Source organism: Serratia sp. M24T3, from assembly GCF_000257645.1.
In the GTDB taxonomy this organism is placed as follows: domain Bacteria; phylum Pseudomonadota; class Gammaproteobacteria; order Enterobacterales; family Enterobacteriaceae; genus Rouxiella.
The window spans coordinates 1-13,234 of sequence record NZ_AJHJ01000044.1 but is presented as its reverse complement, the minus strand read 5'-3'; the positions used below and the strand labels follow the sequence as shown (position 1 = coordinate 13,234).

Sequence of the window (13,234 nt, the reverse complement as noted above, 5' to 3'; positions counted from 1 at the left end):
GGTATTGATGTCGCAGCCACCCAAGGTTTTGCTGCTTTACGCTCACCCGGAATCACCCGATTCGGTCGCCAATCGCATCTTGCTTGACCGGGCGAGACAGCTTGAACACGTGACTGTCCACGATCTTTATGCCAACTATCCTGATTTTTTTATCGACGTTCCCCGCGAGCAGCAGCTATTACGCGAGCATAAGATCATCGTTTTTCAGCATCCTTTATACACCTATAGCTGCCCGGCGCTGCTGAAAGAGTGGATGGATCGCGTGCTGGCGCGTGGATTTGCCAGCGGTGCCGGCGGCACGGCGTTAAACGGAAAGTATTGGCGTTCGGTGATAACCACCGGCGAACCGGAAGGGGCCTTTCGTCCAGGCGGCTATAATCGCTACAAAATGAGTGAAATTCTGCGACCCTTTGAGCTCACCGCCGGTATGTGTCACATGCACTGGCTCACGCCGATTGTGATCTACTGGGCGCGTCGCCAGCAGCCTGAGGTTTTAGCAAGCCACGCCCAAGCCTATGGTGAATGGCTTCAATCTCCCATGCCACACGGAGGGGTTTAATCATCGACAGTTCGAATTTACCCACAGCTATCCTGCTGTTTCTATTTGCCGCCGTGGTGGCGGTACCGATTGCTCAACGCCTCGGGATTGGCGCGGTATTGGGCTATTTGCTGGCCGGGATTGCCATTGGCCCGTGGGGACTAGGTTTTATCAACGACGTCGACGAGATCCTGCATTTCTCCGAACTTGGCGTCGTATTTCTGATGTTTATCATTGGGCTGGAGCTAAACCCCGGCAAACTGTGGCAGCTGCGGCGGCAGATATTCGGCGTCGGTGCGGGTCAGGTGATCCTCACCGCGATGGTGCTGGGTGGATTGCTCTATATGACGCATTTTGCCTGGCAGGCGGCGGTGATTGGCGGTATTGGTTTGGCGATGTCTTCCACCGCAATGGCGTTGCAGCTGATGCAGGACAAAGGCATGACCCGCAACGAAGGCGGGCAGCTAGGTTTTGCTGTGCTACTGTTTCAGGATATCGCGGTGATCCCGGCTTTGGCGCTGATCCCCGTGCTGGCTGGCGCTTCTTCCGGCGGTAATAACTGGCCTTTGATTGGTATGAAAGTGCTGGCGTTTGTTGGCATGCTGGTCGGCGGAAGATATCTGTTACGGCCCATTTTCCGCCTGATTGTTGCCTCGGGAGTCAGGGAAGTATTTACCGCGGCGGCGCTCTTGGTGGTGCTGGGCGCAGCGCTGTTTATGCAAGAGCTGGGCTTTTCGATGGCGCTGGGCACTTTTATCGCCGGGATATTGCTGGCAGAAAGTGAATATCAGCACGAACTGGAAATCGCTATCGAGCCGTTTAAGGGATTATTACTCGGCCTGTTCTTTATATCTGTTGGCATGGCATTGAATCTGGGTGTGCTTTATACCCACATTTTGATGGTGTTGATAAGCGTGATTGTGTTGGTGGTAGTCAAGGGCGGCGTGCTTTATTTGCTTGCGCGACTCTTTGATCTGCGAACTTCGGTGCGGTTGCAGTTTGCCGCGGTACTCAGTCAGGGCGGAGAATTTGCTTTCGTGCTGTTCTCGGCAGCCGGTGCGGTCAAGGTGATTTCGTCGGGCCAATTGGCAGAGCTTTTGGTGGTGGTCACACTTTCGATGATGACCACGCCGCTGTTGCTGAAATACGTCGACAGCATTCTGGTGCGCCGCTATAACGCTCAGGAAGAAAGTGACGAGAAACATTTCGTCGAAGATAACGAGCCGCAGGTGATTGTGGTCGGCTTTGGTCGTTTTGGGCAGGTCGTCGGGCGTTTACTGATGGCCAACAAGATGCGTATTACTGTGCTTGAACGCGATATCAGCGCCGTTGGGCTGATGCGCAGCTATGGTTATCAGGTGTATTACGGCGATGCAACGCGGCTGGAACTGCTGCGCGCTGCCGGGGCAGAAAAGGCCAAATCCATCGTAATCACCTGCAATGAGCCGGAAGACACGATGGAAATTGTGCGGCTTTGTCAGGAAAACTTTCCGCACCTGAATATACTGGCGCGTGCGCGCGGCCGCGTCGAGGCGCATGAACTGTTGCAGGCAGGTGTCGAGAACTTTACCCGCGAAACCTTCTCCAGCGCGCTGGAGCTGGGTAAAAAAGCTTTGATTACACTTGGTATGCATCCGCACAGCGCCTATCGCGCCCAGCAGCACTTTCGCCGTCTGGATATGCGCATGCTGCGTGAACTGGTACCACAAGTGCAAGGTGATGTGGCGCAAATATCGCGTGTTAAAGAGGCTCGACGCGAGCTGGAGGATATCTTCCAAAGCGAAATGCATAACGAACGTCGCCAGCTCGATGGTTGGGACGACGAGGAATAGCGTCTCACGGCGCGGGGTAACAGAAGTTTCCGAATATTTTTTTGTAAAGGATTTCATACGGCGAAGCAGGGAATAGCGGCTCGCGGCTGAAATCAATGAGAGGCTGAAAATGGCTACAACTCGTAAACGTTTTATCGCCGGTGCCGTATGCCCTGAGTGTAAGGCACTGGATACACTGATGTTATGGCAAGAAGACCAGGTTGAGGTCGTGGAGTGCGTCAAGTGCGGGCATCACAAGCGCCAGACCGATGAACAGGTCACCAAACATGTTCGTCCTGAAGAGCAGGTGATCGGTATCTTTCATCCAGAGTAGCGTTATGCTGTGCCTTTTTTTATGCTTAGGGGTACAGACACGCGGTTTTCCGCTACAATCTTCGCCAAAATACGGTATTTGACGAAATTACAGTTTTCAAACGGTAGGAGTTATCATGAAAGTATCTAAAGACGTGGTTGTCAGCGTTGCGTATCAGGTTCGTACTGAAGATGGTGTGCTGGTTGACGAGTCGCCGGTAAGTGCACCACTGGACTACCTGCACGGTCACGGTTCGCTGATTTCCGGTCTGGAAAGCGCGCTGGAAGGCCATGCGGTGGGCGATCGTTTTGACGTGCATGTAGGCGCTAACGAAGCTTATGGTAACTACGACGAGAACCTGGTGCAGCGCGTTCCTAAAGACGTGTTCATGGGTGTTGACGAGCTGGAAGTGGGTATGCGTTTCCTGGCTGACACCGATCAGGGTCCAGTTCCTGTAGAAATTACTGAAGTTGACGGCGACCACGTTGTGGTTGACGGTAACCACATGCTGGCTGGTCAGAACCTGAACTTCAACGTTGAAGTTGTGGCGATCCGCGAAGCAACAGAAGAAGAACTGGCTCACGGCCACGTTCACGGTGAGCACGGTCACGACCATGACCACGGCCATGACCACGGTCAAGGTGGTTGCGGTACCGGCGGTTGCGGTTGCAGCCACTAATTGGAACTGTTTCTCTAAGCAGTTTACGATATAAAGAAAATGAGAAAGGCGGCAATGGCCGCCTTTTTTATTGTCTTTTATTTAGAAAGCTGTTTCTGTAATTATTGATTTTTTTAAGTTGCAATGACAGGATGCAAGCAGGGAAATAATGACATTTCCCGAAGTATAATATTTTCTTTTATAGCCATAAGTTTTTTATATTATATAAGGACTGTTGTTATGGAGCAGAGAGCGAATAAGGATGCCGGGAGCGAAAAGGCGCTGGACAAGTATGACCTCGCCATACTGCGTATCCTGCAGCAAGACAGTTCGATTTCAAACGTGGCGCTGTCTTCCAAAATTAGCCTTAGCCCTCCTGCCAGCCTGCGGCGTGTTGAACGCCTGAAACAGCTTGGGTATATCCAAAACTATGTCGCCTTACTTAACCCGCAGGCGCTGAATGTCGGGCTGGTGGTGATTATTGGTGTGGTGCTCGACAGGTCTACCCCCGATTCTTTCAAGGACTTCGAGTCAGCAGTAAAGAAAATCAAAGGCTGCATGGAATGTCATATGGTGAGCGGCGAATTTGATTTTGTTATGCTAATTCGCACGGCAGATAACCAAAGCTTTAATAAACTTCATGCCGAGCAGTTATTATTTTTGCCTGGCGTCAGGCAGATTAGATCTTTTATTGGTTTACGCGAAATATTTTCTACCACTCAAATTCCCCTCTAAGCGTTATTAACTAATATCACTGCCATCGCTTTTATTTTCAAATTAACTAATCAACCTGCAATTTGCGGGTTTTTTATTTTCTATTATCTGCTGATGATGCCCACTAATTTTTAACTATCTATATTGAATGACTTTTTTCTAAAAGCGTTTTGCTTCTGGTGCAGCCATAAGATTTTTTTATTAATTTTATTCCACAAATAAATAATAAATGGCAACTTTAATCAGTTTTTTATGATTTTATGTTTTTTTAATAAACTTTATTCATTATAAAACGAAATTTATTATTTTCAGGTCTGATGTATTGTTGAAGGGTATGCACAAACACTATTTTGCTCAGCAAGTTATGACGCAACCCTGTTATCTGGAGAGGCATTATGAACCTGGAAAAATTCCCACGCTACCCGCTGACTTTTGGTCCATCCCCAATTACGCCTATGAAACGTCTGAGCGCTGCTCTGGGAGGAAAGGTCGATATCTACGCCAAACGAGAAGACTGCAACAGCGGGCTGGCATTTGGCGGCAATAAAACCCGCAAAATGGAATATTTGATCCCCGAGGCATTGGCTCAAGGATGCGATACATTGGTATCGATTGGCGGAATTCAGTCGAACCAGACCCGCCAGGTTGCCGCCGTTGCCGCGCATCTGGGAATGAAATGTATTCTGGTGCAGGAAAACTGGGTCAACTATTCCGATACTGTTTACGATCGCGTGGGCAACATTGAGCTGTCGCGCATTATGGGCGCCGATGTGCGCCTCGATGCCGCCGGTTTTGACATCGGTATTCGCGAAAGTTGGAAACAGGCAATGGAAGAGGCTGCACAGGATGGCGGTAAACCTTTCCCTATTCCAGCGGGATGCTCCGAGCACCCTTACGGCGGGCTGGGATTTGTCGGCTTTGCAGAAGAAGTGCGCCAGCAGGAGCAGGAATTAGGCTTTAAATTTGATTATATCGTGGTGTGTTCGGTGACCGGCAGTACCCAGGCTGGCATGGTGGTCGGATTTGCAGCCGATGGGCGTTCACGCAATGTTATCGGCATCGACGCCTCGGCAAAAGCGGCGCAAACCAAGGCGCAAATCCTGCGTATCGCGCAAAATACTGCCAATCTTGTTGAGCTGGGGCGGGAAATTACGGAAGAAGATGTGGTGCTGGATACTCGTTACGGTGGCCCGGAATATGGTCTGCCGAGTGAAGGTACACTGGAAGCCATCCGCCTTTGCGCACGCACGGAAGGCGTGTTGACTGACCCAGTTTACGAGGGAAAGTCCATGCACGGCCTGATTGATATGGTGCGCAATGGAGAGTTCCCAGACGGTTCAAAGGTTCTGTACGCGCATCTTGGTGGTGCCCCAGCGCTCAGCGCCTATAGCTATATTTTCCGCAACGGCTGATTCAGCCCAAATAATAGCAATCGGCCAGCGGGGATGTGGCCGTTTGCTATTGGCGGACTCTATTAATCAGTGCAGACAGCAGTTTTTATACTTTTTGCCGCTGCCGCACGGGCAAGGATCGTTGCGTCCTGTTTTTGGCGCTACAACAATTGGTATAGAAGAGGGCGTCGCGGCAGCTGCTGGCTGCTGTGCCAGCCAATAATCATGCAAGGCCAGCGCCGCAGGTTTGATTTTCTCAATGCTTGCTTCAATTTCGTCATTAGACATCTGCTCCAGCACGGGAACATTTTCTTCGCTGCCGTGCAAAGCAATGGCTTTAAGTGCGGGCTCCAGCTCTTGAGGCAATGTTGACCAGTCACTTAACGACCATCCGCGCATGTAGCCATAGCACCACTCTTCGGCGACGGTGTATTCCTCGTCATCAATGTCCTGAACGCCGAACAGCGGCTCGAACTGATCCGGATACTCTGTCAGTCGGTCTGAGATGTCGTTCATATGCTGGAAGGTCAGATCCATAAAGCGCTTGAGTTCGCGCTCGTTCGACCATTTAGGAATATGTTCCTGGCCGCCCCACAGCGCAATCAGCCATTCGCTTGGTTCAATCATCACCGGGCCGGAAAGGATCGCCGTCAGTAAGCCATCAAGCTCGGCGACGTCGATAACAGATCGCTCGTTGCCGTATTTTTCCAGAATTTCTTCAAGCCACTCCAGCTCTTTCTCGGTTAATGGGCCTTCTTTCATACGCGGGTCTCCGGGGAACATATTTAATTTTATTGTAGGCATAAAGCATCAATCATCGAGGTTAAAGCTTAACGATGAGCACTATTTTGCGCGGTTAAATCCACGCTGCGGCAGACTTGCCTGAAACTTAGTAATGCGGAGGCGGCGTTTCTTCTGAGGCATCGGCAATCATCGAAGGCTGCGACGCGCGCAGTCTGTCGGTTAGCAGACGCAGGTGATCGTGCAGGCGACTCATTTCGAGCTGGTGCGACGTCACAATCTGGTTCAGCTCTTCAATGGTGACTTCCTGAAAAGCCAGTTTGCTTTCCAGAGCTTCAATCCGCTGTTCGAAAGGGTTTTGTTCCATATTTTATGCCTTTAGTGCCGTTCGGTGAGGATTGTCTGTCGGTGCGACAGAATTTGCGCCATATTCTACCCGCAAAAGTCGGAAAAAACTCAGAGTTAGCCGTTTTCTGCCGCCTTCAGAAACTTATTGAAGCAAAAAAGGTCCTATTTATGCGCGTTCGGGAAGTATAGCGATTGTCATGCGTTGACAGGGACAGTTATATTAACCGGCGAACTTTCGTAATTGTTACTTGAGGTAAGAGCCTCAAGTCTTGGAGAAATGGATGAAATCATTGTTTAAAGTAACGCTGTTGGCTACCACGATGGCTCTTGCCCTGGGTGCAACTCAGGCCATGGCAGCTGATGCTGCAAAAGCGACTGATTCTACTGCGGCTGCACCAGCGGCTACAGCACCAGCAACCACCAATGCGCAATTCAAGAACGACGATGAGCAAGCCGCCTATGCGCTGGGTGCTTCATTAGGTCGTTACATGGACAATTCCCTGAAAGAACAAGAAAAACTGGGTATCAAACTGGATAAAGACCAGCTGATCGCCGGTGTTCAGGACGCGTTCGCCAACAAAAGTAAGCTTTCTGATGCCGACATCGAGAAAACGCTGCAATCTTTCGAAGCTAAAGTAAAAGCTTCTGCTCAGCAGAAAATGGAAGCAGACGCTAAAGCCAACGATGAGAAAGGCGACAAGTTCCGTGCAGACTTCGCCAAAGAAAAAGGCGTGAAGAAAACCGAATCAGGCCTGCTGTATCAAGTTGAAAAACCAGGTACCGGCGCGACTCCTAAAGACAGTGATACCGTAGTCGTTAACTACAAAGGCACTCTGGTAGACGGCACCGAGTTTGATAACTCTTATACTCGCGGTGAGCCATTGTCCTTCCGTCTTGATGGCGTGATCCCAGGCTGGACCGAAGGCCTCAAGCACGTTAAGAAAGGCGGTAAAATCAAGCTGGTGATCCCACCGGCTCTGGCTTACGGCAAAACTGGCGTCCCAGGCATCCCTGCCAACTCTACTCTGGTATTCGAAGTAGAGCTGCTGGACATCAAACCAGCACCTAAGGCTGATGCAAAAGATGCAACCAAGCCAGCAGATGCTGATGCAGCAGCAAAATCAGAATAATACTGTCTGATTAATGCTTTAGAAAACCGTCGCTTATGCGGCGGTTTTTTTTACCTTCAGCTTTGTGATCGCTTCCCCCCCATTTTTACCGGGGTTACTCTATGATGATAACTTGACGAGTTTATCGCTCAAGCTTAACGTCAATACCTTGAATAATCGTAGGGACCTTTTTACTGTGCCTTTGTTACAGTAGGGCCTGATGAGATTGATTTAACGGTGAGCCTTACTCCAGCTGATGAGTAGGCCCCGATGTAGAGGGTGGTAGCTTCAATGTCTAATTCGCTTCTAAATGGCGAAACCGGTGATCTGGATTTGCTGGACCAACGTCCTTTTAGTGCAACCGACCATGAAATCCTGGCTTCATACGAAGCCGTGGTTGACGGATTGGCGATGCTGATTGGTCAACACTGTGAAATTGTTCTGCATTCTCTGGAAGATCTGAAATGCTCGGCAATTCGCATCGCCAATGGGGAACACACGGGTCGCAAGATTGGTTCGCCAATTACCGATTTAGCCCTGCGCATGCTGCATGACATGACCGGCGCCGACAGCAATGTCTCCAAAGCCTATTTTACCCGGGCGAAAAGTGGCGTGCTGATGAAATCGGTGACTATTGCTATCCGCAATCGCGATCAGCGCGTGGTGGGTCTATTGTGTATCAATATGAACCTCGACGTTCCTTTCTCGCAAATCATGCAAACCTTTATTCCGCCTGAAACTCAGGATGTGTCACCTTCGGTGAACTTTGCCTCTTCAGTTGATGATCTGGTCGCGCAAACGCTGGAATTTACCATTGAAGAAGTGAATGCGGATCGCAATGTCACCAACAATGCCAAGAATCGTCAGGTGGTGCTTAACCTCTACGAGAAAGGCATTTTTGATATTAAAGATGCGATTAACCAGGTTGCGGATCGTCTGAATATTTCCAAGCACACGGTTTATTTGTACATTCGTCAGTTTAAAAGCGGCGAACCGTTGGGGAATTAAGGTTGGCATTGCAATACAGTATTTTGGTTACCGGCGCGCCGTACGGCACTCAACAGGCAAGCGCAGCGTATCAGTTTGCGCTGGCGCTGCTAGCCCGTGGGCATCAGTTAGTGAGCGTATTCTTCTATCGCGAAGGCGTGCTAAACGGCAATCAGCTTTCTTCGCCAGCGTCGGACGAGTTTGATTTGGTCCGCGCGTGGCAGCAACTTTCCGTCGCACATCAGGTAAATTTGAATGTCTGCGTGGCAGCGGCGTTACGTCGCGGCGTTATTGATAACGTTGAAGCCGCACAGCGCCAGGAATTGGAGGCCAACCTTCAGGAAGGATTCTCCCTGACCGGATTAGGCAGCCTGGCGGAGGCCTCGCTCACTTGCGATCGCCTGGTACAATTTTAGCGATGGAAACTGACAGCATCATGAAGCCAGAAAATCAGTCAAAGAGAGTCGCCTTTGTGTTTTCACACGGGCCGCATGGCACTTCTGCGGGTCGGGAAGGGCTTGATGCCTTGCTGGCAACTTCTGCTCTGACGGAAGATATCGGCGTGTTTTTTGTCTCTGATGGCGTTTTACAACTGCTGCCAGGGCAACAGCCAGAAAAAATTTTAGCGCGAAATTATATCGCGACCTACGGCATTTTACCCCTGTACGATATTGAGCAATGTTTTATCTGTGAAGCGTCTGTCATTGAGCGGGGACTGGCACAATTCAATGAGTGGGTGCTTGATGTCGAGCCTCTCAAGCCTGAAGACTTGCGCCGGAAACTCGGTACTTATGACGTAGTAATGACCTTTTAATCGAGAACGGATAATGCTTTTTACGCTTGCTCATTCACCTCAACAATGTGATATCTCAGCGCTTATTCGTTTGATAGGCCAGAATGATGCGTTATTGCTGATGCAGGACGGTGTGCTGGCCGCCCTTGAAAACAGCGTGGCGCAGTCCCATCTATCAGTTCTGAGCTGCCCGGTTTATGTGCTCAGTGAAGATTTACAGGCCAGAGGGTTGATTGGTCAAATTTCACACAAAATGACACCGATCGACTATACTGGATTCGTTGATTTGACCGAGCGGCACAGCCAGCACCTTGCATGGTGATTTCGCGATATGCTGTATATTTCTTGACACTTTCGCTGGTCAGCAATAAAATTCTGCGTCCCATATTGGCATCTGCCAATCGTGGGTCGATTTATCACGTGTTTACAAAGTAGTTTACGAAACAAAATCCAGGAGCTTTTTAATGGCAACAATTAATCAGCTGGTACGCAAACCACGCTCTACGAAGGTTGTTAAAAGCAACGTTCCAGCGCTGGAAGCTTGCCCGCAGAAACGTGGCGTTTGTACCCGTGTGTACACCACCACTCCAAAAAAACCAAACTCCGCACTGCGTAAAGTATGTCGCGTACGTTTGACTAACGGTTTTGAAGTTACCTCCTACATCGGCGGTGAAGGTCATAACCTGCAGGAACACTCCGTGATCCTGATCCGTGGCGGTCGTGTAAAAGACTTGCCAGGTGTGCGTTACCACACCGTCCGCGGCGCACTGGACTGTTCAGGCGTTAAAGACCGTAAGCAGTCTCGTTCTAAATACGGCGTTAAAAAGCCGAAGTCTTAATGGTTCTCCGTTAAGTAAGGCCAAACATTTTTACATTACTGTCAAAATAAACTCATTGAGTTTTGGACAATCCTGAATTAACAACGGAGTATTCCCATGCCACGTCGTCGCGTCATTGGTCAACGTAAAATCCTGCCAGATCCTAAGTTCGGGTCCGAGCTGCTGGCTAAATTTGTAAATATCCTGATGGTAGATGGTAAAAAATCTACTGCAGAAGCAATCGTCTACAACGCACTTGAGACCCTGGCTCAACGTAGCGGTAAAGACAGCCTGGAAGCTTTCGAAGTCGCTCTGGACAACGTCCGTCCGACCGTGGAAGTTAAGTCCCGCCGCGTTGGTGGTTCTACTTATCAGGTTCCAGTTGAAGTACGTCCGGTTCGTCGTAATGCCCTGGCAATGCGTTGGATCGTTGAAGCTGCTCGTAAACGCGGTGATAAATCCATGGCTCTCCGCCTGGCGAACGAACTTTCTGATGCAGCAGACAACAAAGGTACTGCTGTTAAGAAACGTGAAGACGTTCACCGTATGGCCGAAGCCAACAAGGCGTTCGCCCACTACCGCTGGTAATTACCAGTTGTAGATACCCCAAGATTTCAACTCCGGAAGAAGGCAGTTGAAAGACCCCCGGGAATTTACACAGGTAATTGACCGGGGTGAGCGAAACAGCTTACGCATCTGCGATTTGAAATATTGCGGGTATATGCTAAACAAGCGGGCGCTGGCAACAGTTAGCCCGTTTGGATTAACTGAACTTGAACGCCCTAGTAATAGAGGAATCAAATGGCTCGTAAAACACCCATTGAGCGTTACCGTAACATTGGTATCAGTGCTCACATCGACGCCGGTAAAACGACGACGACCGAACGTGTTCTGTTCTACACCGGTGTAAACCACAAAATCGGTGAAGTTCACGACGGCGCAGCTACCATGGACTGGATGGAGCAGGAGCAGGAACGTGGTATTACCATCACGTCCGCTGCGACCACCTGTTTCTGGTCTGGTATGGCTAAGCAGTTCGAACCACACCACATTAATATCATCGACACCCCGGGACACGTTGACTTCACCATCGAAGTTGAGCGTTCTATGCGTGTTCTTGATGGCGCTGTAATGGTTTACTGTGCTGTTGGCGGTGTTCAGCCACAGTCTGAAACCGTTTGGCGTCAAGCTAACAAATATAAAGTTCCTCGTATCGCGTTCGTTAACAAAATGGACCGTATGGGTGCTAACTTCCTGAAAGTTGTTGGTCAGATCGAACAACGTCTGGGTGCAACTCCGGTTCCTCTGCAGCTGGCTATCGGCGCTGAAGAGAAATTCACCGGTATCGTTGACCTGGTGAAGATGAAAGCAATCAACTGGAACGAAGCAGATCAGGGCGTGACCTTCGAATACGAAGAGATCCCGGCTGACATGCAAGAACTGGCTGAAGAATGGCATCAGAAACTGATTGAGGCCGCTGCTGAAGGTTCTGATGAGCTGATGGAGAAATTCTTTGGTGGCGAAGAGCTGACTGAAGAAGAAATCAAAACTTCTCTGCGTAAGCGCGTTCTGAACAATGAAGTTATCTTGGTTACCTGTGGTTCTGCGTTTAAAAACAAAGGCGTACAGGCAATGCTAGATGCTGTTGTCGAGTATCTGCCAGCACCAACTGACGTTGAAGCTATCAACGGTATGTTGGATGACGGTAAAGACACTCCAGCAGTTCGCCATTCTGACGACAAAGAGCCGTTCTCTGCTCTGGCGTTCAAAATCGCTACTGACCCATTCGTGGGTAACTTGACGTTCTTCCGTGTTTATTCCGGTCTCGTCAACTCAGGTGACACTGTATTTAACCCAGTGAAATCTCAGCGCGAACGTCTGGGCCGTATCGTTCAGATGCACGCTAACAAGCGTGAAGAAATTAAAGAAGTCCGTGCAGGCGATATCGCTGCAGCAATCGGTCTGAAAGACGTGACTACTGGTGATACCCTGTGTGATCCGGATAACGTGATCATTCTTGAGCGTATGGAATTCCCAGAGCCGGTAATCTCCGTAGCTGTAGAACCAAAAACCAAAGCTGACCAAGAAAAAATGGGTCTGGCTCTGGGCCGTCTGGCTAAAGAAGACCCATCTTTCCGCGTTTGGACTGATGAAGAATCTGGTCAGACAATCATCGCAGGTATGGGTGAGCTTCACCTGGATATCCTGGTTGACCGTATGCGTCGCGAATTCAACGTTGAAGCTAACGTTGGTAAGCCGCAGGTAGCCTACCGTGAAGCGATTCGCGCCAAAGTTACCGACGTTGAAGGTAAACACGCCAAGCAGTCTGGTGGTCGTGGTCAGTACGGTCACGTTGTGATCGACATGTATCCGTTGGAGCCTGGCTCGAATCCGAAAGGCTACGAGTTTGTCAACGAAATCAAAGGCGGTGTGATTCCTGGTGAATTCATCGGTGCGATTGACAAAGGCATCCAGGAACAGCTGAAAGCAGGTCCGTTGGCTGGTTACCCAGTGGTTGATCTCGGCGTGCGTCTGCACTTCGGTTCTTACCATGACGTTGACTCCTCTGAGCTGGCGTTTAAACTGGCCGCTTCTATCGCCTTCAAAGATGGCTTTAAGAAAGCGAAACCAGTTCTGCTTGAGCCGATCATGAAGGTTGAAGTAGAAACTCCAGAAGAGAACACTGGTGACGTGATCGGTGACCTTAGCCGTCGTCGTGGTATGCTGAAAGGCCAAGAATCTAACGCTACTGGCGTTGTGATTCATGCTGAAGTTCCGCTTTCCGAAATGTTCGGTTATGCGACTCAGCTGCGTTCACTGACCAAAGGTCGTGCATCTTACTCCATGGAATTCCTGAAGTATGATGACGCGCCAAGCAACGTTGCCCAGGCTGTAATCGAAGCTCGTGGTAAATAAGCCTAGGTTTTAACACAATGATCCCGTGCTCTCTCCTTGAGGGGAGAGCACAATAGTAAGGAATAAATCCGTGTCTAAAGAAAAATTTGAACGTTCC

16 protein-coding genes are annotated in these 13,234 nt (G+C 49.8%); 14 read left to right on the top strand and 2 right to left on the bottom strand.

All coding sequences use genetic code 11. The features are described 5' to 3' along the window. Positions 1-7 precede the first annotated feature (7 nt). From kefG to SPM24T3_RS21650, 6 genes are all read left to right on the top strand, one after another. Complete coding sequence (gene kefG, locus SPM24T3_RS21675) at positions 8-559, top strand: glutathione-regulated potassium-efflux system ancillary protein KefG (protein ID WP_009638976.1); 552 nt, start codon at positions 8-10, stop codon at positions 557-559. Beyond that, positions 523-2,370 carry a glutathione-regulated potassium-efflux system protein KefB gene (gene kefB / locus SPM24T3_RS21670; protein WP_009638975.1) on the top strand — a complete coding sequence of 616 codons (1,848 nt, stop codon included), beginning with the start codon at positions 523-525 and terminating at the stop codon, positions 2,368-2,370. The genes kefG and kefB overlap by 37 nt, the downstream gene beginning before the upstream one ends. A 109-nt stretch (positions 2,371-2,479) precedes the next feature. Continuing rightward, on the top strand, positions 2,480-2,683 hold the full coding sequence (locus SPM24T3_RS21665; protein WP_009638974.1) for a YheV family putative zinc ribbon protein: 204 nt from the start codon (positions 2,480-2,482) through the stop codon (positions 2,681-2,683). A 115-nt stretch (positions 2,684-2,798) separates the two neighbouring features. Next, positions 2,799-3,341: a peptidylprolyl isomerase gene (gene slyD / locus SPM24T3_RS21660; RefSeq protein WP_009638973.1), complete on the top strand. Its 543-nt coding sequence runs from the start codon at positions 2,799-2,801 to the stop codon at positions 3,339-3,341. A gap of 219 nt (positions 3,342-3,560) precedes the next feature. Continuing rightward, a complete protein-coding gene (locus SPM24T3_RS21655; RefSeq protein ID WP_009638972.1) occupies positions 3,561-4,055 on the top strand; it encodes an Lrp/AsnC ligand binding domain-containing protein in 495 nt (164 codons plus the stop codon). Between the two features lie 374 nt (positions 4,056-4,429). Further along, a complete protein-coding gene (locus SPM24T3_RS21650; protein ID WP_009638971.1) occupies positions 4,430-5,446 on the top strand; it encodes a 1-aminocyclopropane-1-carboxylate deaminase in 1,017 nt (338 codons plus the stop codon). Positions 5,447-5,512: 66 nt separating this feature from the next. On the opposite strand, the gene SPM24T3_RS21645 is transcribed toward SPM24T3_RS21650, so the two are convergent. Together SPM24T3_RS21645 and SPM24T3_RS21640 are read right to left on the bottom strand one after the other, a co-directional pair. Next, positions 5,513-6,187 (bottom strand): YecA family protein, encoded by a 675-nt coding sequence (locus SPM24T3_RS21645; RefSeq protein ID WP_009638970.1) that lies wholly within the window; start codon positions 6,185-6,187, stop codon positions 5,513-5,515. A gap of 127 nt (positions 6,188-6,314) precedes the next feature. Continuing rightward, positions 6,315-6,533: a protein SlyX gene (locus tag SPM24T3_RS21640; RefSeq protein ID WP_009638969.1), complete on the bottom strand. Its 219-nt coding sequence runs from the start codon at positions 6,531-6,533 to the stop codon at positions 6,315-6,317. 262 nt (positions 6,534-6,795) lie between these two features. Here SPM24T3_RS21640 and fkpA point away from each other — a divergent pair, with 262 nt between their 5' ends. The 8 genes from fkpA (at position 6,796) to fusA (ending at position 13,137) form a co-directional block, all read left to right on the top strand. Beyond that, a complete protein-coding gene (gene fkpA, locus SPM24T3_RS21635; RefSeq protein WP_009638968.1) occupies positions 6,796-7,644 on the top strand; it encodes an FKBP-type peptidyl-prolyl cis-trans isomerase in 849 nt (282 codons plus the stop codon). A 270-nt stretch (positions 7,645-7,914) separates the two neighbouring features. Continuing rightward, positions 7,915-8,631: a transcriptional regulator gene (locus SPM24T3_RS21630; protein WP_009638967.1), complete on the top strand. Its 717-nt coding sequence runs from the start codon at positions 7,915-7,917 to the stop codon at positions 8,629-8,631. A gap of 2 nt (positions 8,632-8,633) precedes the next feature. Continuing rightward, the gene (gene tusD / locus SPM24T3_RS21625) at positions 8,634-9,026 is read left to right on the top strand and encodes a sulfurtransferase complex subunit TusD (RefSeq protein WP_192807970.1); all 393 of its coding nucleotides are present in this window, start codon (positions 8,634-8,636) and stop codon (positions 9,024-9,026) included. A 20-nt stretch (positions 9,027-9,046) separates the two neighbouring features. Further along, complete coding sequence (gene tusC, locus SPM24T3_RS21620; RefSeq protein ID WP_037379443.1) at positions 9,047-9,424, top strand: sulfurtransferase complex subunit TusC; 378 nt, start codon at positions 9,047-9,049, stop codon at positions 9,422-9,424. Between the two features lie 13 nt (positions 9,425-9,437). Next, positions 9,438-9,725: a sulfurtransferase complex subunit TusB gene (gene tusB / locus SPM24T3_RS21615; protein WP_009638964.1), complete on the top strand. Its 288-nt coding sequence runs from the start codon at positions 9,438-9,440 to the stop codon at positions 9,723-9,725. Between the two features lie 142 nt (positions 9,726-9,867). Continuing rightward, a complete protein-coding gene (rpsL, locus tag SPM24T3_RS21610) occupies positions 9,868-10,242 on the top strand; it encodes a 30S ribosomal protein S12 (protein WP_009638963.1) in 375 nt (124 codons plus the stop codon). 96 nt (positions 10,243-10,338) lie between these two features. Continuing rightward, a complete protein-coding gene (gene rpsG / locus SPM24T3_RS21605) occupies positions 10,339-10,809 on the top strand; it encodes a 30S ribosomal protein S7 (protein ID WP_009638962.1) in 471 nt (156 codons plus the stop codon). 213 nt (positions 10,810-11,022) lie between these two features. Further along, positions 11,023-13,137: an elongation factor G gene (gene fusA / locus SPM24T3_RS21600; protein WP_009638961.1), complete on the top strand. Its 2,115-nt coding sequence runs from the start codon at positions 11,023-11,025 to the stop codon at positions 13,135-13,137. Positions 13,138-13,234 lie beyond the last annotated feature (97 nt).

Coding starts and splice junctions, on each gene's coding strand:
- kefG (WP_009638976.1), top strand. CDS start 8: ATGTCGCAGCCACCCAAGGTTTTGCTGCTTTACGCTCACCCGGAATCA.
- kefB (WP_009638975.1), top strand. CDS start 523: ATGGCTTCAATCTCCCATGCCACACGGAGGGGTTTAATCATCGACAGT.
- SPM24T3_RS21665 (WP_009638974.1), top strand. CDS start 2,480: ATGGCTACAACTCGTAAACGTTTTATCGCCGGTGCCGTATGCCCTGAG.
- slyD (WP_009638973.1), top strand. CDS start 2,799: ATGAAAGTATCTAAAGACGTGGTTGTCAGCGTTGCGTATCAGGTTCGT.
- SPM24T3_RS21655 (WP_009638972.1), top strand. CDS start 3,561: ATGGAGCAGAGAGCGAATAAGGATGCCGGGAGCGAAAAGGCGCTGGAC.
- SPM24T3_RS21650 (WP_009638971.1), top strand. CDS start 4,430: ATGAACCTGGAAAAATTCCCACGCTACCCGCTGACTTTTGGTCCATCC.
- SPM24T3_RS21645 (WP_009638970.1), bottom strand. CDS start 6,187: ATGAAAGAAGGCCCATTAACCGAGAAAGAGCTGGAGTGGCTTGAAGAA.
- SPM24T3_RS21640 (WP_009638969.1), bottom strand. CDS start 6,533: ATGGAACAAAACCCTTTCGAACAGCGGATTGAAGCTCTGGAAAGCAAA.
- fkpA (WP_009638968.1), top strand. CDS start 6,796: ATGAAATCATTGTTTAAAGTAACGCTGTTGGCTACCACGATGGCTCTT.
- SPM24T3_RS21630 (WP_009638967.1), top strand. CDS start 7,915: ATGTCTAATTCGCTTCTAAATGGCGAAACCGGTGATCTGGATTTGCTG.
- tusC (WP_037379443.1), top strand. CDS start 9,047: ATGAAGCCAGAAAATCAGTCAAAGAGAGTCGCCTTTGTGTTTTCACAC.
- tusB (WP_009638964.1), top strand. CDS start 9,438: ATGCTTTTTACGCTTGCTCATTCACCTCAACAATGTGATATCTCAGCG.
- rpsL (WP_009638963.1), top strand. CDS start 9,868: ATGGCAACAATTAATCAGCTGGTACGCAAACCACGCTCTACGAAGGTT.
- rpsG (WP_009638962.1), top strand. CDS start 10,339: ATGCCACGTCGTCGCGTCATTGGTCAACGTAAAATCCTGCCAGATCCT.
- fusA (WP_009638961.1), top strand. CDS start 11,023: ATGGCTCGTAAAACACCCATTGAGCGTTACCGTAACATTGGTATCAGT.